The organism is Dapis purpurea BLCC-M126 (genome assembly GCF_050015975.1).
Classification (GTDB): Bacteria; Cyanobacteriota; Cyanobacteriia; order Cyanobacteriales; family Microcoleaceae; genus Trichodesmium.
On record NZ_JBNHER010000070.1, the window covers coordinates 1 to 23,926 of the forward strand.

The 23,926-nt window shown below is 36.2% G+C and carries 9 protein-coding genes; 5 read left to right on the top strand and 4 right to left on the bottom strand.

The window, feature by feature from the left end; genetic code table 11:
- Positions 1-263 precede the first annotated feature (263 nt).
- Positions 264-5,678, top strand: coding sequence for a trifunctional serine/threonine-protein kinase/ATP-binding protein/sensor histidine kinase (locus ACP6PL_RS06535; RefSeq protein ID WP_426543760.1), 5,415 nt, complete (start codon positions 264-266; stop codon positions 5,676-5,678).
- Positions 5,679-5,838: 160 nt separating this feature from the next.
- On the opposite strand, the gene ACP6PL_RS06540 is transcribed toward ACP6PL_RS06535, so the two are convergent.
- Positions 5,839-8,829 (bottom strand): AMP-binding protein, encoded by a 2,991-nt coding sequence (locus ACP6PL_RS06540; RefSeq protein ID WP_426543762.1) that lies wholly within the window; start codon positions 8,827-8,829, stop codon positions 5,839-5,841.
- A 38-nt stretch (positions 8,830-8,867) separates the two neighbouring features.
- Entirely contained in the window at positions 8,868-9,752 is an 885-nt protein-coding gene (locus tag ACP6PL_RS06545) for a sugar phosphate nucleotidyltransferase (RefSeq protein ID WP_426543764.1), read from the bottom strand.
- A 711-nt stretch (positions 9,753-10,463) separates the two neighbouring features.
- Here ACP6PL_RS06545 and ACP6PL_RS06550 point away from each other — a divergent pair.
- Positions 10,464-15,704 (top strand): calcium-binding protein, encoded by a 5,241-nt coding sequence (locus ACP6PL_RS06550; protein WP_426543766.1) that lies wholly within the window; start codon positions 10,464-10,466, stop codon positions 15,702-15,704.
- Positions 15,705-15,921: 217 nt separating this feature from the next.
- The gene (locus ACP6PL_RS06555) at positions 15,922-16,284 is read left to right on the top strand and encodes a Lin0512 family protein (protein WP_426543768.1); all 363 of its coding nucleotides are present in this window, start codon (positions 15,922-15,924) and stop codon (positions 16,282-16,284) included.
- A gap of 389 nt (positions 16,285-16,673) precedes the next feature.
- Here ACP6PL_RS06555 and ACP6PL_RS06560 read toward each other — a convergent pair whose 3' ends face one another.
- Together ACP6PL_RS06560 and glgB are read right to left on the bottom strand one after the other, a co-directional pair.
- Complete coding sequence (locus ACP6PL_RS06560) at positions 16,674-17,405, bottom strand: peptidase (RefSeq protein WP_426543770.1); 732 nt, start codon at positions 17,403-17,405, stop codon at positions 16,674-16,676.
- Positions 17,406-17,975: 570 nt separating this feature from the next.
- Positions 17,976-20,306, bottom strand: a complete 2,331-nt coding sequence (gene glgB, locus ACP6PL_RS06565) for a 1,4-alpha-glucan branching enzyme (RefSeq protein WP_426543772.1) — start codon at positions 20,304-20,306, stop codon at positions 17,976-17,978.
- Positions 20,307-21,091: 785 nt separating this feature from the next.
- On the opposite strand from glgB, the gene ACP6PL_RS06570 reads away from it, so the two are divergent.
- Both ACP6PL_RS06570 and ACP6PL_RS06575 read left to right on the top strand, forming a co-directional pair.
- Positions 21,092-21,649: a hypothetical protein gene (locus tag ACP6PL_RS06570; RefSeq protein ID WP_426543776.1), complete on the top strand. Its 558-nt coding sequence runs from the start codon at positions 21,092-21,094 to the stop codon at positions 21,647-21,649.
- A gap of 176 nt (positions 21,650-21,825) precedes the next feature.
- Positions 21,826-23,703: a peptidoglycan D,D-transpeptidase FtsI family protein gene (locus tag ACP6PL_RS06575; protein ID WP_426543781.1), complete on the top strand. Its 1,878-nt coding sequence runs from the start codon at positions 21,826-21,828 to the stop codon at positions 23,701-23,703.
- Positions 23,704-23,926: the final 223 nt, after the last annotated feature.

Here is a 23,926-nt window from a genome sequence, read left to right on the forward strand (position 1 = left end):
GCTTTAAACCAGAATTATTTAATTATTAATTATTAATAATTAATAATTGGGTAAGAATTGTCCACTAATTTTTCTGTCCTTAGTTTGGCCAAAATACTAACTTTTTGAGCCTGAAGAGTTGAAAATCTAGCACTCTTTGGAAATCAAAAAAGGCTGAAGTATTTACCGATAGATACTTTGAGAATTAATCAGCAAGCCCTAAAAAGTGTTCTTCTTTATAACTTATCTAATTATTATAGAGTAATAAATTTATTGCCTTTCCCATGATGAAACTACCAAATTATCAAATAACTCAACAAATTTATACAGGCACAAGAACTACTGTTTATCGTGGAATTAACACCACAAATCAACAATCAGTAGTTATCAAAGTTCTCAATAAAGAATACCCTACATTTTCTGAATTATTACAGTTTCGCCATCAATATACAATTACCAAAAATCTTAACTTACCTGGAATTATCAAACCTATCTCACTAGAAAAATATGGTAATGGTTATGCCCTAATTATGGAAGATATAGGGGCAGTCTCTCTCAAAACATACCTAACTAATCAAAAACTGAGCCTGGAAAATTTTCTGGAACTGGCACTATCAATAGTGAAAATATTAGAAGATTTATACCATCATCAGATTATTCATAAAGATATTAAACCTTCTAATATTGTGATTAATCCTGACACAAAAGAAGTGAAATTAATTGACTTTAGTATTTCCACATTATTACCCAGAGAAACTCAAGAAATTATCAACCCCAATGTTCTAGAAGGGACACTCGCATATATGTCTCCAGAACAAACAGGAAGAATGAACCGGGGTATCGACTACCGGAGTGACTTTTATTCTTTAGGAATTACATTCTATGAAATCCTCACAGTTCAACTACCTTTTTGGTCAAGTGAACCTATAGAATTAGTTTATTTTCATATTGCTAAAGAACCTACCCCACCTGCTGATTTAAACACAGAAATACCTGTAATGGTAAATAATATTATTTTAAAAATGATGGCAAAAAATGCTGAGGAACGCTATCAGAATGCTTTTGGATTAAAACACGATTTAAAAGTTTGTTTAAAATATTGGCAATCAACAGGAAATATTCCTTTATTTAAGTTAGGAGAACGGGATATTTCTGACCGTTTCACCATACCAGAAAAACTATATGGTCGCCAACAAGAAGTGAAAAGTTTATTAGAAGCCTTTGAAAGAGTTGCTCAAGGTCAAAGTGAAATTATGTTAGTGGCAGGTTTTTCAGGAATAGGAAAAACAGCAGTAATTAATGAAGTGCATAAACCAATAGTTCGTCAACGAGGCTATTTTATTAAAGGAAAATTTGACCAATTTCAAAGAAATATACCTTTTAGTGCATTTGTACAAGCATTTCGAGATTTAATGGGAGAATTGCTGAGTGAAACGGCAAATCAATTACAGGAATGGAAGACTAAAATTCTCTCGGCATTAGGTGAAAATGGACAAGTTATTATTGACTTTATTCCCGAACTAGAATTGATTATTTCTCCTCAACCTCCGGTGGAAGAATTATCCGGAAGTGCAGCAGAAAACAGGTTTAATTTACTATTTTTAAAGTTTATTAAAGTCTTTGCTACTCAAGAGCATCCGTTAACAATATTTTTGGATGATTTACAGTGGGTAGATACAGCTTCTTTGAAGTTGATACAATTGTTAATGACGGAGAAAGATAGTCAGCATTTATTATTGTTAGGAGCTTATCGAGATAATGAAGTAAATCCAACTCATCCTCTCATATTAACATTAGCAGAAATTGTGAAAAATGAGGCAATTGTTAATACTATTACTTTAAAACCTCTGGAACTAGATTCTGATGTAAATCCTTTAGTAGCAGATACTCTTCATTGTTCTGAAGAAATAGCATTTCCTTTGGCGGAATTAGTATATCAAAAAACTAGAGGAAATCCTTTCTTTCTGACTCAATTTCTGAAAGCATTGTACCAAGAAGAATTAATTACTTTTAATTATGAGGTGAATTATTGGGAATGCGATATTGCCAAGGTTAAGTTATTATCTCTAACTGATGATGTGGTGGAGTTTATGGCAACTCGTCTCCAAAAATTATCATCTAAGACTCAAGAAGTAATGAAATTAGCAGCTTGTGTAGGTAATAAATTTGATTTAGAAACTTTAGGCATTGTTTCGGAAAAATCCATGGGAGAAACAGCGAATAATTTGTGGGATGCATTGCAAGAAGGATTAATTTTACCAGTAACAGAAGTTTATAAATTTTATACTTCAGAAGAGTCGAGTTTTAAAGATTTTCAGACAATAAAAACTGATGCTAATTATAGATTTTTGCACGACAGAGTACAGCAAGCTGCTTATTTGTTAATTCCGGAAGATAAAAAACAAATTACTCATTTAAAAATCGGGAGATTATTATTAGAAAATATTCCGAAAAATCAAAGGCAAGAGAGAATTTTTGATATAGTGAATCAGTTAAATTATGGGGTAAGTTTAATTAATGATATTAGAGAGCAGGAACAACTAGCGGAATTAAATTTAGTTGCCGGAAAGAAAGCTAAAGTTTCCACAGCTTATAATGCTACTGTTAATTATCTAAATTTCGGTCTGGAATTATTAACAACTAATAGTTGGAAAACGAATTATGAATTAACATTATCTCTGTATGTCGAAGCAGCAGAAATAAGATATTTAATAGGTAAGTATGAGGAGATGGAAAAATTAGCTGAAGTTGTAGAAGAACAAGCTCAAACTTTATTGGATAAAATCCCCATATACATAGTTAAAACTCGCACTGAATTTGCTCAATACAAATTTCTAGAAGGTATCGATATTGCCACAAAAATTCTTCAAGATTTAGGATTAGAATTATCCCCTAGAAAGACAGAAGAAGAGTTGTTGTCTGGTATTCAAGAACTTCAATCATTTCTGGGCGATCGCTCTCTTGAAGACCTCAAGCAACTTCCAGAAATGACCAATACTGAAAAGCTAGTCTTAATGGAAATTCTGGAATTAATAGGGGCACCAGCTTTTTTTAGTGGCTCCCCGCTATGGCCAAGTATAGTTTTTGCCCTGATTACTTTATCTATTCAGTGGGGAAATACATCTTATTCTGCTTATGGATATACTTGTTACGGAATCATGCTGTGGATGCGGGGAAAAATTGCAGCAGCTTATCAATTATCTCAGGTAACATTTAGCGTATTTGAGACTTATGGTGGAAATGCTCTCAACGGAGCGTCAGTAGCATATATGCACCTGAATCATTGGCAGGAACATTTGCGAAATAGTTTACCTTCATTCCTCAAATATTATACCCTTTCTTTATCTAGGGGAGATTTAGAATTTACCAGTTACAATCTCTTGTTTCATTATTATCACGCTTTTTATAGTGGTGAAGAATTAACAGAACTTGCTGAGGAGATGAATAGTGCTATTGATACTATTATTCAAATAAAACAAGAAAGTAGTCTCAGACAGTTACAAATGACTCAACAGACTATTCTGAATTTAATTCGCTCTGAAAATCCTGGTGTCTTAGTTGGAGAAGCTCTTACAGACATACAACCCCAAGACCAAATACTGGTATATCAAAATTTCTATAAACTTTATCTGTATTATCTGTTTGGTAATTATCAGGAAGCTCTCAACATTTATCTGGCAACAGAACCAAATATTAGTTTAGTTGCTTCTCACTATAGTCAGGTGCTTTTATATTTTTATGGTTCTCTAATTCGACTTGCTCTCTATAATGACGTTTCTGTCGAACAACAGCAACAGTGGTTAGCAGAAGTCAACTCTAAGTTAGAACAGATGGAAATTTGGGCGCACCATGCTCCTGTCAACTTTTTACATAAATTTCATCTAGTAGAAGCAGAAAAACATCGGGTACTTCATAACTATCTGGAAGCAATGGAATGTTATGAGAAAGCGATCGCCGGATCTACAGAAAACAAATATATTCAAGAAGTTGCCCTCGCTAACGAACTCGCAGGTAAATTTTATCTAGAATGGAATAAAGAAACTATTGCCCAAGCATATTTAATCAAAGCTTACTACGCTTATGCTCAGTGGGGAGCATCTGCTAAACTTAAACACCTGCAAAAATCCTACGGCGAGCTGCTTAAACCATTACAGCAACCAGAACCTAATTCTACTCGTAGCTTAACTACTCAAACTCTCGCATATACAACCAGTGAGACTTCTTTCACTCTTGACTTCAGAAGTTTAATCAAAGCAACTCAGGCAATTTCCGGAGAAATTCAACTAGAGAATTTACTCTCAGTTCTGATGCGAGTCACTCTCGAAAATGCTGGAGCTCAAAAAGGTTATCTGCTCCTTTCTCAAGCAGAAAATTTAGTAATAGAAGCAAAAGCTATTCGTAACAGTAACCAAGATGAAGAATTACAACTAACAGCAAAAGAGTCTATTGCTATTGAGTCCACCTCAGAGCTTCCTATTTCCCTGATTTATTATGTAGCGCGTACTCAACAAACTATGGTACTCGATGATGCTACTAATGAACCTAAGTTTGCTGGAGATCCTTACATTCAAAACTATCAACCCAAGAGTATTTTATGTATTCCAATTATTAATCGCGCTCAATTTATTGGCATACTATATTTAGAAAATAATCTCACCCTAGGAGCTTTTAGCAGCGAGCGCCTAGAAGTCTTAAAAGTTCTGACTACTCAAGCGGCTTTCTCCTTGGAAAATGCCCAGCTTTATGAAAGTTTATCTACTGCAAAAAATCAACTAGAAGAATATAGTCATACCTTAGAGGATAAAGTTAAAGAACGCACTCAAGAATTAAACGAAAAAAATCTACGTTTATCTGAAACTCTCCAGCAACTAAAAAAGACTCAAGCCCAATTAATTCAAACAGAAAAAATGTCTAGTTTAGGGCAGATGGTAGCAGGAATTGCTCATGAGATTAATAATCCTGTGAGTTTTATTTATGGCAATATAAACTATGCTAATCAATATTGCCAAGATTTACTTAATTTAATCAATTTGTATCAAGAGGAATATCCCAATCCTACAAGTAAAATAGAAGAAATGACTAAAGAAATTGAGTTAGATTTTTTAACTGAAGATTTGGAAAAATTACTAAATTCTCTCAAAGTAGGAGCTGAAAGGATTCAAAAAATTGTTCTATCTCTACGGAATTTTTCCAGATTAGATGAATCAGATATGAAACCTGTCAATATCCATGATGGTCTTGATAGCACTTTACTTATTTTACAAAATAAACTCAACTATTTGAGGGGGAATTTAGAAACTAAAGTAGTCAAAAAATATGGGGATTTACCATTGGTTAATTGCTACGCTTCCCAGCTAAATCAAGTATTTATGAATATTCTGAGTAATAGTATTTATTCTCTGGAAGAGATGCTCAAAAATGAGAGTGAATTAAATCAGGAACCTACTCTTACTATTAGTACGGAAATAACTAAATCTCAGGCTGTAAAAATCAAAATTGCTGATAATGGCCCTGGTATTAGTCTGGAAAATCAAAAGAAGATATTTGACCCATTTTTTACTACTAAACCAGTCGGTTCTGGTACTGGTTTAGGTTTGTCAATTAGCTATTCAATTATTGTTGAAAAACATCAGGGTAAACTAACTTGTAATTCTACACCAGGGGCAGGAGTAGAATTTGTGATTGAGATTCCATTTTAACCTAGAAAAAATATAGCTATAAACCAGGTTTATGCATCATCAGAGATTTTGTTTGTAGTTGGGCTTTAGCTCTATCTATAGTGTCGAGCTAAAGCCCAACTATGAATTTTATTTAGGGCTTTAATTATAACTATTTAACAGTTTAATAAATAGCAAATTTTCATGCCATATCAAAGCTAACTTTAAGTCTCTCTGCTAAAACCTGAACATGGGGTTCAAGCATCATAGTAATATGATCCCCAGGAACAGTCTCAACTTCCACGGAACGTTGAGAAAGTTGCTCCCAACCCAAATAAGAATTCTTTTGCAGTTGGTTGCGAATAGCATCAGTCACGCCAATAGCAGTATTCCAAACACGAACATCACTACTACGGAAAAGAGCAATAGGAGTTGGATAAAGTTTTTCTGGGTGATAATGCCCCATCGCATAAATACTAGCTTTTAAAACTCTGACAAAACCATGCACTTGTCTTTTAGCTGCTTCAGAAGGACGCACATGAAGCTTTTTCACTAATCTTTCCGTCACATAATTTAATTGCTCATCAGCAGAGAAAACTTTCAGATCGTTGTAGGATATCTCTAAATTTTCCTTTAAAAAGTATTCAAATAACTTCACAACCTGACTCATATATTTAGTATCATCCCAACCTGCAATTATGAAACTACTAAATAAGGGAGCAGGAATATCAAAAACAGCAAGTAAACCGATTTTATCTCCCTGTTTTTGTAACTGTTGGGATATTTCAAAAGCCACTTGCCCACCAAAAGAATGACCTCCCAAAAAATAAGGACCTTTAGGTTGAATATTTTTTAATGCGTTGATATAGTCGGCAGCGATCGCTTCCACACTTGTTTGGGGTTCTGTTTGGTCATCCATTCCCCGTGCTTGTAGTCCGTAAAATGGTTGGTCTTGACCAAGATGAAAAGCTAGAGAGTGAAGATAAAATGCAGTTCCCACACCCCCAGGAATACAGAAAAAAGGAGGTTTAGAACCCTTCGGTTGAATTGCTATTACTGGAGAAGCAAAACCAGAATCTAAATTTTCATCGGCGACTAACCCAATATCATAATTTGTAGAAGGTTCCGGGGAAAGCACTTCTTTTGCCAAATAATTAGCTAAAGCTTCGACTGTAGGATACTCAAAAATTAGTGTTGCTTTAAAAGAAGTTCCCAAACTATCTTGGAGAATATCGCTTAATTCAACAGTCGTCAGAGAATCTAATCCCATGTTAGTTAAAGGTTGTTCCCAGTCTAATTGAGATGAATTTACTTGGAGAATATTTGAGATTAAGATCTGAAGATGGGATATTAGTAATTCCTGACGTTTTTCGGGTGTAGTAGCTAAGAGTGTTTTTCTATCCAAGAAAGTTTGCTTTTCCTTTTCTAATAAATCAAATTCGGAGAACATAATACTACCGACAATATCAAGACTTCCCTCCAAAAAACCTGCTTTGCAAGCATGACGCTGAATCTTATTACTAGAAGTTTTAGGTATAGTTCCTGTTTTCAATAATGAAACCCCATAAACTTGTAACTGATGTTGTTCAGATACAGCTTGACGGATAGCATTAACAACTTCATCTACATCCAGTTGCTCTAAGTAATTTTCCTGAACCTCCTGAACAATAACCAATCTTTCTTCACTTTTTACCTCCACGGAAAATGCTGCACCACAACTAGGTCGTAAAGCTTGATGACTTCTGTCTACGGTTAACTCAATATCCTGGGGATAATGGTTGCTACCTCGGATAATAATTAAATCTTTGAGACGACCAGTAACAAACAATTCATCATTGAGCAAAAATCCTAAGTCGCCAGTCCTGAGAAACGGACCCTCCTCTGTATCTTTTAAGTAATTTTGGAAAGTTTCTGCGGTTGCATCTGGTCTATTCCAATAACCTTGAGCAACACTAGGACTAGAAAGCCAAATTTCTCCTACTTCCTGGCTTGAACATTCGGTTAAAGTATCCGGGTTAACAATAACAATTTTTCCATCTGAACCAGTGCGACCACAACTAACAATTTTTTGGGTATTATCGCTCTCGTCAACTGCTACCACAACCCGGTTTTTAGTAAACTCAGTTTTGTCAATATTCACAATAACTTTAGGTTCTGTTTTTAACCCTAAACTAATACCCATAACACTCTCTGCCATCCCATAACCTGCGGTGAGGGCTTCTGGGCGAAAACCACAAGGTTGAAAAGTTTTGATGAACCGTTCAAACGTCTCCGCACGAATAGGTTCAGCACCGCTAACAGCTAACTCCCAACTACTTAGATCAAGGGTTGCCCGTTCTTCGGGGGTTGTTTGGAAACAAACCAAGTCATAAGCAAAGTTAGGAGCTAGACTTTGAGTAGCTTTGTAACGAGAAATAGCCATTAACCAACGCAAAGGTTTTTGCAGAAAATCCAATGGTGACATAATTTTAACAGGAAAATTACTGTACAGAGGCTGTAGAACTCCAACCACTAACCCTGTATTATGACCAAAGGGCAACCAAGTCACTGTATGACTTTCAGATGTAGTCTGAGACTGCTCATAACCCATAGCTAAATTATGCAGAATATTCTTGTGACTTATCATTACCCCTTTGGGTTTTCCAGTCGAACCAGAAGTGTACTGAAGAAAAGCCAGAGTATCACTGTTGATATTAGGTTCTTGCCAGTGCGACTCCAGGTTTTGAGCAATAATATTATTGGCATCTAGCAACTGCATTTTTGCCAATATAGAATTTTCACCAAAGCGACCTTTTAAGTAAGCTAACAGAGGTGTAGTGGTAAGGGCAAACTTTACTTGAGCATCTGTTGCAATTGATTCTAATCTTGAGAGGGACTGATTAGGGCGAGGTGGATAGGCAGGTATAGCGATCGCTCCCGCATACAAACAGCCAAAAAATCCGGCCATAAATTCTAGTCCAGGGGGATACAACAGCAAGACTCTTTCACCTTTAGCATTTAGGGACTGAAGATTTGCTCCTATGGCCTTGGCTTGTTTTTCTAATGTTTGATAGGTGAGACTATTGGTTTCTGTTTCACCATCTTGGAGAAAACTATAGGTTAGTTGCTCAGGCTGATGTAGCGTTCTATATTGTAAGAGGTCTATTAAAGTATTAAATTGCATATTCTCTGGTAATTTTGTAAATTTATCCATTCTTAGATTAGATCAGATTTTGCTCTACAATCATACTCTCAAGCATTACGGAAATCAATCATTGTCTGCCAATAAACATCTGGCATCCCTGTATCAAAACATCGCCCTTTGACTAAATACCCAGTCATTCCTTCTGCTTTTTGCAATTGATCCAAACAAGATGTAAGTTGAAATTCTCCTTTTTCCCTAGTATTTTGTTTGATGTTTTCTTCTAGATAATCAAATATTTTTGCTGTTAAGACATACATCCCAAAAACTCCGAAAAATTGATCATCTTTCATCCCTGCTACATGAAGTTTTTCTCGAGCATAATTTAGGTCTGGTTTTTCATAAATCGTATCTATATCAATTATACCATCCGCAACTAAATTTCCACTAATACAACCATAATGATGTATTTCTATTCCAGGAATAATCCTCACCCCAATTACACTTTGATTAGCCTGTTCGTAGACTTGTAAAATTTGATTTGTACAAGATTGTTTTACTTGAGAAGCATAAATATGATCTCCTAGTAATAGCAAAAAAGGTTCATCTCCCACCCACTCTTTAGCACAAAAAACTGCATGACCATAACCAGCTTGTTCAGATTGAGTTAAGAGAGTAATTTTGCTACCTAAATTTTGTAAATATTGACAATATTGTTGTTTTTCCGGAGAGAGCTTTTGATAATAACTGGGGAGAGCTTGGAAAAAATCTGTAAATACTGGGATATCGCTTTTTTGTACAACTATTCCAACTTCCTCTATTCCACCACTTATCGCTTCTTCAGTAATTATTTGAATTATTGGTTTTGCTCTACCGTCTTTGTCAATAATAGGAAATAGTTCTTTTTTCACAACTTTACTGGCTGGAAACATCCGTGTACCAAAACCTGCTGCTGGAATTAAAGCTTTTCTAACTTTTGCTATTGATCCTGTCATATCTTTTTGATTTTTGGGTTAACTAATAAAAAATAAGTGTTTTGCTAGTTTTTACAGTTGTATCAATTTAATTTTTAATCAGCAGGAAGCGATAAAAAATTTTGACTTTCATCATAATATAGATACTATAAATTTTTTTAAAATTGGATAATATCATCAATCGTTTACTAAGTCAATATTTTTCTTTTGATTTGTATATTGGAATCTGGTTTTGAAGATTGATTAGATTATAAATATTTATTGTTAGAGTGGGAACAAATACTTTGATGTTGCGTCAATCTATGATTTTAATTAATAAATTTAGAACGGAAGAATTATTACATCATACTAAGTTAAGGACTTTAAGAGCTTTAAGGGTTTTAAATGATAAGGATTTAGAGTGATTTTAATAGAAAAGTATTAACTGTAATAAATAAAGTTGTCATTTTTAACTGCAATGGGTAAGATGATATAGGGAAATAAATTTAAGGGTGCATTGGAACAGATAAAAATTTGAACATTCTCTAGATATTTATAGTTATATCTATACGGAATGTCATTGATAAAAACAGTAATACCTAGAAATTTGGCTAGCTCTCAACCAAGAAAATAAAAATAAATATACCAAATAATATTCGTTCTATCTTGACTAATAATTTTTTTGTCAAGAATTAGGTTACTGTGACAAAATTCCAAATTTGCATTGATTTTAGTAAGGAGTAAAAAAAACAAATGGCTCAATTCTTTGGTTCAAACGGAAAAGATGATATCAAAGGTACACAAGAAGATGATATTATCCGTGGTTTCGGAGAAGAGGATAAGCTTGAAGGTAAAGATGGTAATGACTTTATTGATGGTGGAGCAGATGATGATGATCTAGAAGGGGATGACGGTAATGATACTATAGTTGGTGGTACTGGTGAAGACAAGATAGATGGTGATGATGATGATGACTTGATTTTGGGTCAAGAAGATGATGATGATATTAAGGGTGGGAAAGGTAATGATAGTATTTCTGGTGGTACTGGTGATGATAAAATCAAGGGTGATGATGGTGACGACCTGATTTTAGGTGATGATGGAGATGATACTCTCGAAGGTAAAAAAGGAAATGATATTCTTCTTGGAGGTTTAGGTGATGATAAACTCCGTGGAAATTCGGGCGAAGACATCTTTGTTTATACTGCTATTGGTGAAGGCATAGATGAAATTAGCGATCTAGAAGCTGATGATGATAAAATTGGTCTTCTTGCACAAGTATTTGACCCCAATGACACTGGTGGGATAAATTTTGTTACATCTACTAATGTTGATAGTGAAGATATAGCTACTTTACTGGGGGATTCAAATTTCTTAAATAGTCTCAATATAGATGTAAACTTGCCAACTATTATCTTTTTTGATGAAGACGATAATGGTAACAAAGGTACATTAGCTTACCTCCGAGGTGATGTAACTGATATTCTTGCCAGAGTCTCAGTTAAAAATGGAGAATTAAGTCCTGAGAATTTTGAGTATGTAACAGTTGAGTCTCCTGAATTTAATGATGATGCAACTGGAATTGATTTTAGCACTGGAGGAGTCATCAGTCTTGAATCATCTCTACTAGAATCGTTAAACATTAGTCTAGAAGATATTAGTGAAATATCAATAACTGATGGCAGTAATATAGACCTTAATGCTAATTTCTTCGTTATTTCACAACAAATAACGGATATTACAGTACTGCAACAATTGTTAGTAAATATAGAATTTAGCACCACAGTTTTATTTTTATTCAGTACAGCAGAAAACACATTTTTAGCATCTCTTGATGGTAGTGAAATTGAGATTATTGGTGAGTACGAAACCGTATCTAATATCCAAGCATTTACCATTGACAACCTGAATATTAGCACAAATGACTTCATTAGTAATCAAAATCAAGTATCAATTAGTGTATCTATATTTGAACAATTAGGAGTTACTTTAGAGACTATAACTAGCGTTGTTATAGGTGCTGATGATGTTACTCCGGTAACAGAACAATTACTAATTTTTTCAGCAGAAGAATTTAACAATATAGAAGATTTTGTTCAAAGATTAAGTATTCTTGTTAGTAATAATGTTATAGCTGTTGCTAACATCGAAGGTCAAACTGTTTTACTATTCTCAGATGGTAGTCAAGAAGGAACTATTACTATTGAAGAATTTGGTGACATTCTACCTAATATCGAATTATTTAGTAGTGCTAATCTTAGCCGTTTCAACGAAATTGAAATTACAGCAGATACTAATACTGTTTCTGCGACAGATGCTTCAGATGAATTTTCTGTTGTCAGTATAGCAGAAGGTGGAGTTACCATTGAAGGTTTTGATTCAAACGCAATTGATGTTGATAGCCCAGATATTATCAGATTACGTTCAGAAGATTTTGGTGATCTGACAAATGAAGATTTAACAAGAGCATTAGTTTCAGTATTTACTACTGCTGAACAGGTAGTAGATGCTAATTTTCTTATTATCGACCAAACATTTGCGTCTTTAGAAGAAGTTGAAATACGACTAAGTGAGTTAGAAATAAGTGACTCCGTTTTCTTGACTTACACCGATGAATCAGACAATACTGTTTTAGCTTTTTCACGAGATGGTTCAGTTGAAGTTATTGCTAATTTCGCTACTGATGTAGAATTTGATATAGATAATATCCTTATCATAGGTAGCGATGATGATGATGACGATGATGGAATAGAAATTAATGCTAGCGTCTTAGAATCATTAGGTGTCACAGCAGAAACTTTTACCAGCTTTAATGTTACTGCGGACTTTAACCAAGTAGTTCAACAAAGTTTCTTGATTTTTGGGGAAGAAACTTTTGCTAGTTTTGAACTTCTGCAACAACGCTTGGCAGTGCTAGTAGGCCAAAGTTCAGTTCTACTATTAGCTGAGATTGAAGGTACTACTCAGTTAGTATTATTCAATGGTACTGAGTTTGAGCTAGTTACAGAAATAGAGCTAGACAGTATTACTGATTTCTCTATTGAAAGCTTGGACTTGTTCACACCATTTGATATTGCCACAGAGGAGCTAGAAATTGATCTTGAGATACTCACACAACTCAATCTCACAGTAGAAACTTTGAGTAGCGTCAATATTACTGCTAACTTTAACCAAGTAGTTCAACAAAGTTTCTTGATTTTTGAGGAAGAAACTTTTGCAAGTTTAGAAATTCTGCAACAACGTCTGGTAAGTTTAGTAGGTGATAGTTCAGTTCTGATTTTAGCAAATATCGAAGGTCGTACTCAGTTAGTATTGTTCAATGGAAGTGAATTTGAGCTATTAGAAGACTTTGAAGTAGAGTTGGAAAATATTGGTGATTTCTCTGTTGACAACTTAGACTTTGAGGACGATGACGATGATGAGGACGATGACGATGATGAGGACGATGATGAGGACGATGATGATGATGATGAGGACGATGATGATGATGAGGACGATGATGATGATGATGATGATGATGACGATGACGATGATGACGACGATGATGACGACGATGATGATGATGATGGAATAGAAATTAATGCTAGCGTCTTAGAATCATTAGGTGTCACAGCAGAAACTTTTACCAGCTTTAATGTTACTGCGGACTTTAACCAAGTAGTTCAACAAAGTTTCTTGATTTTTGGGGAAGAAACTTTTGCTAGTTTTGAACTTCTGCAACAACGCTTGGCAGTGCTAGTAGGCCAAAGTTCAGTTCTACTATTAGCTGAGATTGAAGGTACTACTCAGTTAGTATTATTCAATGGTACTGAGTTTGAGCTAGTTACAGAAATAGAGCTAGACAGTATTACTGATTTCTCTATTGAAAGCTTGGACTTGTTCACACCATTTGATATTGCCACAGAGGAGCTAGAAATTGATCTTGAGATACTCACACAACTCAATCTCACAGTAGAAACTTTGAGTAGCGTCAATATTACTGCTAACTTTAACCAAGTAGTTCAACAAAGTTTCTTGATTTTTGAGGAAGAAACTTTTGCAAGTTTAGAAATTCTGCAACAACGTCTGGTAAGTTTAGTAGGTGATAGTTCAGTTCTGATTTTAGCAAATATCGAAGGTCGTACTCAGTTAGTATTGTTCAATGGAAGTGAATTTGAGCTATTAGAAGACTTTGAAGTAGAGTTGGAAAATATTGGTGATTTCTCTGTTGACAACTTAGACTTTGAGGATGATGATGAGGACGATGACGATGATGACGATGATGATGAGGACGATGACGATGATGAGGATGATGATGAGGATGAGGATGAGGACGATGACGATGACGATGATGACGATGATGAGGACGATGACGATGACGATGATGACGATGATGAGGACGATGACGATGATGAGGACGATGATACCCCAGATGTAAATGTTGTCATCAGCAACTCAGATACAACAATTGTAGTCAACGATGTAAGTCAAACCGTAATTCAGATCAATTCCATAGAAGAAGCTGGTGCTACTGTTGTTGGGTTTAATGAGCAGCAAGACTCATTATCATTGAATTCATCAGAGTTCGGTAGTTTCAATAATACAAACTTCAGCAGTACAGTTATCACTCAGTCAACTACTAATGTTGATATTCAGAACCAAACTTTACTGGTTGTTGAACAACAGATTAACTCAATACAAGAAATACAAACACTGCTAGCTAGTTTACAAGCAAATAGTCCCGTATTTGTTCAATACACTAATTCAACAGGTAATACCGTACTAGCGTTTGCACAAAGTAGCACTCAAGTAGAAGTTGTTAGTCAGTTTACATCTCAAGTAGAGCTAACTCAGAGTAACTTTAACTTTACTCAAATAACTACGGCAAGTGCAGGAACAGAAATTGATGCTAATTTAGTCAATACTATTGTATTCGATTCAGTAGTAGAAGATAGTATCATTAGCAACTTTAATATACAGACAGGTGTACTTCAGTTTCAAAGAGGAGTATTTGGAACTTTCAGTAACAATACCTTCAGTCAGGTGACTGTAGACGAGTCAAGCACAAGTGTTGCTAGTACCGTAGGTCTGATTGAATTGACTCAAGAATTTACTTCCCTAACAGAAGTAGAAACACGCTTAGAGCAACTGGATGTTAACAATAGTGGTACATTTGCCACTTACGTTAATGCACAAAATCAAACTGTGCTGACTTTCTTCCAAGGAGGAAGTTTAGAAATAGTCGCCACCTTTGATGCAGAAATCAGCCTAGATGTAAGTAACTTTACTTTCTTTGGTGTCGCAAGCGGAGATACAGACGACCTAATTGTTGGTACTCGACGTCAAGATATTCTCAATGGTTTTGGAGGAGATGATACTATACGAGGTCTTGGTGGAAATGATACCCTCCGTGGTGGTGATGATAATGATTTTATTACAGGTAACGGTGGTAGCGATCGCCTGAGCGGTGGTGATGGTGAAGATACTCTCAATGGTGGTTTTGGGAACGACTTTATCCTGGGAGGTGCTGACAACGATCTCTTGATAGGTCGTCCTGGTATTGATACAATGCTTGGTGGTGCTGGTGATGATACCCTTCGTGGTGGTATCGGTCGCGATCGTCTCAATGGTGGTGCTGGTAACGACGTCCTCACAGGCGGCGTAGGTGTTGACCGCTTTATTTTCAACACCAATGAAGAGTTTACTCAAGCAGATGTAGGCACGGATCAAATCACCGACTTTGTTGTAGGGAAAGATATTATCCTGTTGGATAAAGACACTTTCACTGCACTTACCAGCGTTCAAGGTGATGGGTTCAGTGTTACAACAGAGTTTGCAGTAGTTCCCACTAATGCAGCGGCAGCAAATTCCACTGCGTTTATTGTCTACAACAGTGAAAACGGCCAACTGTTCTATAATGCTAACGGTAGTGCTGCTGGTTTAGGTACGGGTGCTAATTTTGCTACCCTAGCTAATAACCCAGACATTAGTGCTGATGATTTCTTCCTGCGCTAAGAATTAGACAACAAAAAATAATAGAGGTTATTCTTAAACCTCAATAATATCAGGACTTACGCATGAGGTATGAAAAACTAGGATTTGAGATTGCTTCCCTGTCGGTTGCAATGACGAAAATATGTTGTACTGCGTAAGTCCTAAAGATAATAGAATCACTGGGAAATTCCTGGTGATTCTATTATTATGAAAAAACTGTGGTTAATTTGGGGTGTTTATGACTAGAAAACGTTTAATTATTGAAATGGGAATGGGTGTAGATCAACATGGCCAGGAACCAACAGTTGCTGCAGCTAGAGCTGTCAGAAATGCCATTGCCCATAATGCTTTGCCCGGTTTGTGGGAAGTAGCAGGTTTAAGTCATCCCAATGAAATGATTGTAGAAGTACAGGTGGCTGTACCTTACCCGGAACAGGTGCAGGTAGAAGAGGTTTTGGCTGTATTGCCTTTTGGTCAGAAGAGTATAATCGTAGAAGATGGGGGTATGGTGATGCAGGGTCGAGCTATCGCTGAGTTGGACGATAAAAATGATGAGATGTTAATTGCAGTAGCTGCAGTTACTGTATTTGTTCCTCAATAAAGATAGGACACGATCAAAAAAAAATCTGCTATGAGTTAACACAAAACGCACAGCAGATATATAAATCACTTAGTTGAGGTTGCTATAACTTAGTTGAAATTCACAATTACTATTATTAATTATTTTTGACTAAAAAACACTCAATCTTTCTAATCTTTACCAAATCTTTAAATAACAAGGTAAAATTTATAAAGATTTGATAAAGATAGGTATCTCTCAGTGATCTTTACCAAATCTTTAAATAACGATTTATAAAGATTTGATAAAGATAGGTATATATCAATAAATATTGATGTTTTTCTGATGACAGAAAATGATATTTTATCCTTGAATTTACAACTTTTAGCTCTTGACAAAAATATATTTATATGATTTTATCTCCAGTAGTATTAATTATCTGAGGAGAAAGGAAATTTGGAGCCTATTCTAGTTGTTTGTAGATAAATCTTTTTCAGAGTATTAATATCCCTAGGTGAAATAGGAGGAGGTTCTGCCACCTGAGAATAATACATAACATCTGTTTTCTCTGGGCTATGGCCCCAAATACCCAACGCATGACCAAACTCGTGACGAGCAGCAGCAGGCAGATATTTACCGACTTGCATGGGACTCAACCAAATCACAAAATTATGAGATAAAATTCTATTCTGAGCTTGATATAACTGATAGCGAGTCTCTGCTGAACGCGCTCTTAGTTTTCCTGGTGTTAATGGAGGTCGCTTGTTAAAAATTTTGATATCAGCAATTTCTGGGTTGTCTACCACTTGTAAAGGTAAATAAATATTCCATTCCCAGATAGCATTTACTACAGTCTTAACCCATTGATCAGACCGAGAATCATCATTATCAGAGGATTCAACATAAACCTTAATAGGAAACTGCGACCAAATTAGATAACCTACATCCTGAACTTCAATTTGATCAAAATAATCACCATTATTACTGGGATCTTGCCATTGTGCTAAGGTTTCTGGTAGAGGATGAGCTTTCAGAGGTGGTAAATCTTGGGAACTAACTGCAGTGGTGGGAGTTGAAAACAGAAAATAGAAAGCTACCATCCAAATAGCAAAACCGAAAAAAAATAACCGCAAATAAACCGATACTATTCTGTTAATAAACATTAGACAAAGCTTAATAAGTGTTTGTTAAAAATGGTAGGGACGTTGCATGCAACGTCCCTACAAAAGAAGGAAGAATTTTTGAAAAAAAACTGTAGGGGTTTGGTCTCCAAATCCTATTTTCGCTAGGGTTTGGAAACCAAACCTCTACCCTCAAAGATTACAACCTAACCTTTACTAACCCTAATTTGTTTTTCAAATCATCAAATTTCTTGGATATACGCGATTTCTGCGTAATATCATCAGGACTTACGCATGAGGTACGAAAAACTAGGATTAGAGATTGCTTCCCTGTCGGTCGCAATGACGAAAATAGGTTGTACTGCGTAAGTCCTCATAATGTCCGGTAGCATTGGTATTGTATAGAGAAGCTAAGGAAGAAGGAAGAAGCTTTAAGAGAAGAAAAAACCTTAAATATGGTGGATATTTTCCCGGCTTTTACACAAACGATACCAACGGACATGATATAAGTCCTAGATATGCTAATTCCTACAAACAAAGGTTGGCAGCATTAATTAAAAATTCAACTACCAACCTTTTCAATTTTGCTTTAGTTTTGATTGAGCAATTAATTTACGCTTTAGATACAGTTTCAGCTTCCACAGCTTCAACATCCTCAGATTCTTGGAGCATTGCTAGAGTTTTCTCCTTGTCTAACTTAAACACCAAAATACCCAAAGGAGGCAAACATAAATCCAAAGACTGTGGATGATCGTGGTAGTACCAATCATCAGTCCACTTACCACCCAAATTACCCATATTGCTGCCACCATAATTACCAGCATCGCTATTAAATATTTCAGTATAGAACCCTGGTTCAGGTACACCGATGCGATAATGACTATGGGGTTGAGGAGTAAAATTACAAACTGCTACCACAAAATCTTTCCCATCTTTAGCGCGACGAATAAAGGAGACCACACTATGATTATTATCGTTACAGTCTATCCACTGGAAGCCTTCCTCGTTGCAATCTTGTTCATATAAAGCAGGTTGAGAACAATAGAGGTGATTCACATCGCGGAAAAATCGCTTCATTCCTTGGTGAGCATCATGTTGGAGCAAATGCCATTCTAAATCGCCCCAAACATCCCATTCACCCCACTGAGGAAACTCCATCCCCATAAACATAGTTTTCTTACCAGGGTGAGTAAACATATATGCAAACAACGCCCGGACATTAGCAAACTTCTGCCAATCATCCCCAGGCATCTTACCTAACATATTGCTCTTGCAATGTACCACCTCATCGTGAGACAGAGCTAACATATAGTTCTCACTGTGGTGATACCAAATACTGAAAGTAACATTATTCTGGTGGAACTGTCGGAACCAAGGGTCCATTTCAAAATAGTCGAGCATATCGTGCATCCAACCCATGTTCCACTTTAGGTTGAAACCCAAACCGCCAACATAAGTAGGCCAAGTTACCATTGGCCAAGCAGTAGATTCCTCTGCAATACAGAGAACACCGGGATAGTAACCAAAAATCAAATGATTAACTTGACGGAGGAAATCAGCAGCTTCAATATATTCTACACCTCCGTATTGGTTAGCAACCCATTCACCGTCAGGTCTCAGATAGTTGAGATAGACCATAGAAGCAACCGCATCTACCCTAAAACCATCAATATGATACTTTTCAAACCAGAAAAGGGCATTTGAAACTAGGAAGTTACGGACTTCATTACGACCGTAGTCAAATACTAAAGTACCCCATTGCTTGTGTTCGCCTTTGCGGGGATCTGGATGTTCATAGAGGTGAGTACCATCAAAGAAAGCCAAACCATGTCCATCTTTCGGAAAATGTCCTGGTACCCAGTCTACAATTACGCCAATACCATTTTCATGGCATTTATCGACAAAGTACATGAAATCTTCAGCACTACCGTAGCGAGAGGTAGGGGCAAAAAATCCTGTAACCTGATAACCCCAAGAACCATCAAAAGGATGTTCTGCCACAGGCAACATTTCAATGTGGGTATAGCCCAAATCTTTAACGTAGGAAACTAGACGGTCTGCTAATTCTCGGTAGGTAAGAAAACGGGCATCTGGTCTAAGTTCAGAGACTTGAACTACAGGCTCAGTTTCCCCATTAGGCAATTTAGCTGGTTCAGCAGCAGCGGCATGAATCCAAGAACCCAAGTGACATTCATAGACAGAAATAGGTTGAGTGAGAGGGTCGGTATGGCGACGTTTCTCCATCCATTCTTGGTCATTCCAAGTATAAGAGTCAAGGTCAACAACAATGGAAGCTGTTTTGGGTCTTACTTCCTGTTGGTATCCATAAGGGTCGCTTTTTTCATAGATATGTCCTTCCCAGTTTTTGACCTCATACTTATAATGTTCTCCAGGGCCAATATCAGGAATAAATAGTTCCCAAACTCCTGTGTGTCCTTTCCGCATTTGGTGTTTACGACCATCCCAATGGTTAAAGTCTCCTAAAATTGAAACATTACGAGCATTGGGTGCCCAAACAGCAAAGTAGACTCCTTTGACTCCGTTAACTTCAGTTATATGTGCCCCTAGTTTTTCGTAGATGCGGTGATGGTTTCCTTCTCCAAATAGTTGGAGGTCGAAGTCTGTGAGTTTTGGAGAGCGGAAGGCGTAGGAGTCATAGACAACTCGTTCGTGTTCTCCTTCTTTGATTTTAAGTTGATAGTTGGCCAGTTCTGTGGTGTCGATGACACATTCAAAGAAATGAGGGTTATGGACTGACTGCATTGGGTATTCTTTCCGGTCTATCGGAGAGATGACTGAGACAGCTTCAGCATTTGGTTGGTAGGCTCGGATTACTGTCATAGCTTTGCCATCTTGTTCTATCTGATGGGCACCGAGGACTTCAAAGGGGTCATGATGATGATTCCAAACTATTTGGTTAACTTGATCTGCTGAAATTGTCATTTTTGTCAATATATTTTTGTTAACAATTAATTAAGAATGCCATAACATGGGGAAGATATGCTAGTCGATAATGCTCGACTTAGGATAACTTATCCAAATATTGGGTGTACAGAGCTGATGGTCAAAGGGTGAAACAAAAGTTCAACTTTCATCTTTTTACCATGACAAGTGCTGCTAAAACGATTAATAGTTATGAAACGAAGTGTTTCATTTCATCGGATTAACATCAGTATACAAATTATGAAGATAATTTTTAACTAATTTTTTTTTACTGTCTTACTCATCCTGAGTTAGCTTTCTAAGCTACCATCGTTGGCATTTAAATAAAGGAAGTGTAACATAATTTTTGCTTGATTTACTCATTAACAGAATTTGAGTCTGACGGAGCGAGTAAAGCAGAGACAGGGAAAGACAAACTTCTCAATATTACCTTGAGCAATAGTCAAATCATAATTAAAATCAACTGAAAGTCTCTGCAATCAAAACTACTATCTTCTAAGTAGGCAGATACTATAATTGAAATAAGATAGCTATATGAGGATTACTATTTAGGAGTTTTAGCTGAAAAATTTTTCATCCATAATTAAAATATCTGATATAATACTCAAACTTTTCACAGGAATAAGAGCTAGTAAATAGAACTAACAAATATTGATCGAATAGTTTAGAAGCAGAGAAATATAAAAAATTAAAATTTTAATTTGAGCAAGAAGTTACAACATAGACTCAAAAGTAAATACTATTGTATTTTGTAATGATATAGATTTTAGTATAGGTAAACTATAATGGTCGCAGTTAGAAGTAGATTTCCAACCTCAAGCAATAAGTCCACAAAAACTAATTTTTCTGTTACCTCAAAAAAATCAGTTCACCCACACAAACCAACAGAACAAAACTTATCTGATGAACAAAGTAAAGAGCTAGAAAAAACTCAAGTACAGAATCTGGCTCAAGTCATCTCCCTACCTCAGTCCAAACCGCTCTGGTTAAAATCTTTGATGGCGACACAATTCACTTCATCTATTGTCACGGTATTATTAGCAAGTGCAAGTGTGGCCTTTTATGGCTTAACAATTTATGGCCAATCCAAATGGACAACAGAATATCAACAATTACAAAAACTTAGAGAAGAAGAACAGGAGATAAGTGTTGCTAATGAACTCTTGAAAAATCATATAGCTGAACAAGCATCAACTTCTGACAGTGGTTTAGCTTCACGAGATTCTGTAAAGAGGATATTTTTAGAACCAGCACCTCCACGTCCTGCCCCTAATCCTCCTCAACCTTATCTAGAATCTACTTCAGGTCATAAATATCTCTTCAAAACACCAGTGGGATATTGAAAAAGTTAAAAGTCAAAACTCAAAACTCAAAAGTAAGAATGAAAGTCAAAAGTTAAAATGTCTGATAGTGAAGTAGCAAATGTGATAACTGTACAATCGGATTTCATATTAGCAATCAGTTTCTCAAGGTGTACAACTGATAACTGATAACTGATAACTGATAACTGATAACTGAAATGGACTATCCTTCAAATTCCCAACTTCGTCGTAGGTCTTTCAACCGCAAACAAACAGAAAGATCTACTTCTCATCTCAAAAATCAAAAGCCTCAAGGTGAAATAGATTCTGTCAAGAATAATGGTCAAAAATCACTATCAACACCTTCTAAGGAAAACCCTGAAAAATGTCGAACATCCAGACTTTACCAAGTCTGGATACTTCTGATGTTAGGCTTAGTAGGACTAATAATTAACCTATTTCGTTTACAAGTGGTGGAAGGTAAAGCATTACAGAAAATAGCCCAACAGCAGCAAACTGTAAAATCAAATCCTTTCATTCCCAGACGCCCAATAGTTGATAGAAACGGCAATGTTTTAGCAATTGATAAAGTAGCATACACTCTCTATGCTCACCCCAAAATATTTAACCGCTCAAAACAAGAAGTTGCTTATCAATTATCAACTGTTCTAGAAGGAGCAAATTTGGAAAAAACCCTAACTTCCAATGACTTACTCCAAATATTCAATCAAAGAGAAACAGGTATAAAAATTGCCGACTTAATACCTCAAGAAAGTGCAAATAAAATTACTGATTTATATATTGATGGCTTAGAATTAATTCAACATCCACAACGTCTCTATCCTCAGAAAGAATTAGTAGCTGAAGTAGTAGGATATGTAGATGGAGAAAGCAAAGGTCAAGCTGGAATTGAATATAGCCAACAAAATCTTTTAGAACGCTCCATAGAAACAATCCAATTTCGGCGCTTAATTAAAGGTGCTCTAGTACCTGATAAACTAACCACAGGTTTTTTACAGTTAGATGACCTTTCCCTACATCTAACTATTGACTCTCGCTTGCAACGAGCTGTACGAGTAATACTTCAAAAACAGCTAGAAGAATATGAGGCCAAGCGAGGTACTGTCATAGTGATGGATGCTGCTGATGGTTCTATATTATCTCTGGTATCGGAACCTTCTTATGACCCTAATCAATACTATAACTATGACGTGACATTATTCAAAAATTGGGCTGTAACAGATGTTTATGAACCAGGTTCGACCTTTAAACCAATAAATGTGGCTTTAGCTTTAGAGGTAGGAGCTATTGAAGAAGATAGTGTATTTTACGATACAGGCAGAATGACGATTGGTCGTTGGTCAATATTTAATTCTGGTGGTGGCGGTGGTGCTCGAACTGTAACTGAGATTATTCGAGATTCTAGTAATATCGGCATGGTTAAAATTATTGAACAAATGCCACGAGCTGTTTTTTATGATGGTCTCAAACGTCTGGGATTAGAAGATACGACTGGCGCAGACTTACCTTTTGAAGCAGCTAACATTTTGAAGGAGAGAAACCAGTTTGTAATGGTGCCGGTGGAAGCAGCGACTACTGCTTTTGGTCAGGGGTTTTCTCTGACACCTCTAAAACTAGCACAACTCAATGCAGCTTTAGCAAATGGGGGAAAGTTGGTGACACCCCATGTTGTGCGTGGATTATTTGATACTAAGGGGCAACCATATTGGCAGTTACCTTTGCCACAACCTAAGCAGGTTTTTTCTTCTGACACTACGACAAAAGTTTTGGCAATGATGGAAAAGGTGGTTGAGAGTGGTACTGGTAGAAAAGCTAGACTTCGTGGATATCGAATTGCTGGCAAAACTGGTACGGCGCAAAAAGCTTCTGAAACTGGAGGTTATTCTAAGAGTGCTAAAATTACAAGTTTTGTGGGTATTTTGCCAGTGGAGTCTCCTCGTTATGTAGTTTTGGCTGTTATTGATGAACCTGTTAGGGGTAGTGGGGGAAGGGTTGCTGCTCCTGTTGTTAAGTCGGTAATTAAGTCTTTAATTAATATTGAGCAAATTCCTCCTTCTAATGTCAGGTCTAAGTAAAGTCATTTTAGTATAAAATTTTTGAGCTGCTGCTTACAGTGCTTTTCAAATTAATGAACCACATCGCCATAACTAAAACCCAGTAGGGACGTTGCATAACAAAAATGCGTTTCATGTCGCGCAGCGTTTCATATCAAATCCGGTAGTATCGGTATAAAAAAGCAGAGAAACCGGGTTTATATAAAATGCCCACTATACTGATATCTGTCTCCCATAAACCCGG

Bases quoted from the DNA above. Each gene is read 5' to 3' on its own strand.
- ACP6PL_RS06550 (WP_426543766.1), top strand. From the start codon at position 10,464: ATGGCTCAATTCTTTGGTTCAAACGGAAAAGATGATATCAAAGGTACA.
- ACP6PL_RS06545 (WP_426543764.1), bottom strand. From the start codon at position 9,752: ATGACAGGATCAATAGCAAAAGTTAGAAAAGCTTTAATTCCAGCAGCA.
- ACP6PL_RS06555 (WP_426543768.1), top strand. From the start codon at position 15,922: ATGACTAGAAAACGTTTAATTATTGAAATGGGAATGGGTGTAGATCAA.
- ACP6PL_RS06560 (WP_426543770.1), bottom strand. From the start codon at position 17,405: ATGTTTATTAACAGAATAGTATCGGTTTATTTGCGGTTATTTTTTTTC.
- glgB (WP_426543772.1), bottom strand. From the start codon at position 20,306: ATGACAATTTCAGCAGATCAAGTTAACCAAATAGTTTGGAATCATCAT.
- ACP6PL_RS06575 (WP_426543781.1), top strand. From the start codon at position 21,826: ATGGACTATCCTTCAAATTCCCAACTTCGTCGTAGGTCTTTCAACCGC.
- ACP6PL_RS06540 (WP_426543762.1), bottom strand. From the start codon at position 8,829: ATGGATAAATTTACAAAATTACCAGAGAATATGCAATTTAATACTTTA.
- ACP6PL_RS06535 (WP_426543760.1), top strand. From the start codon at position 264: ATGATGAAACTACCAAATTATCAAATAACTCAACAAATTTATACAGGC.
- ACP6PL_RS06570 (WP_426543776.1), top strand. From the start codon at position 21,092: ATGGTCGCAGTTAGAAGTAGATTTCCAACCTCAAGCAATAAGTCCACA.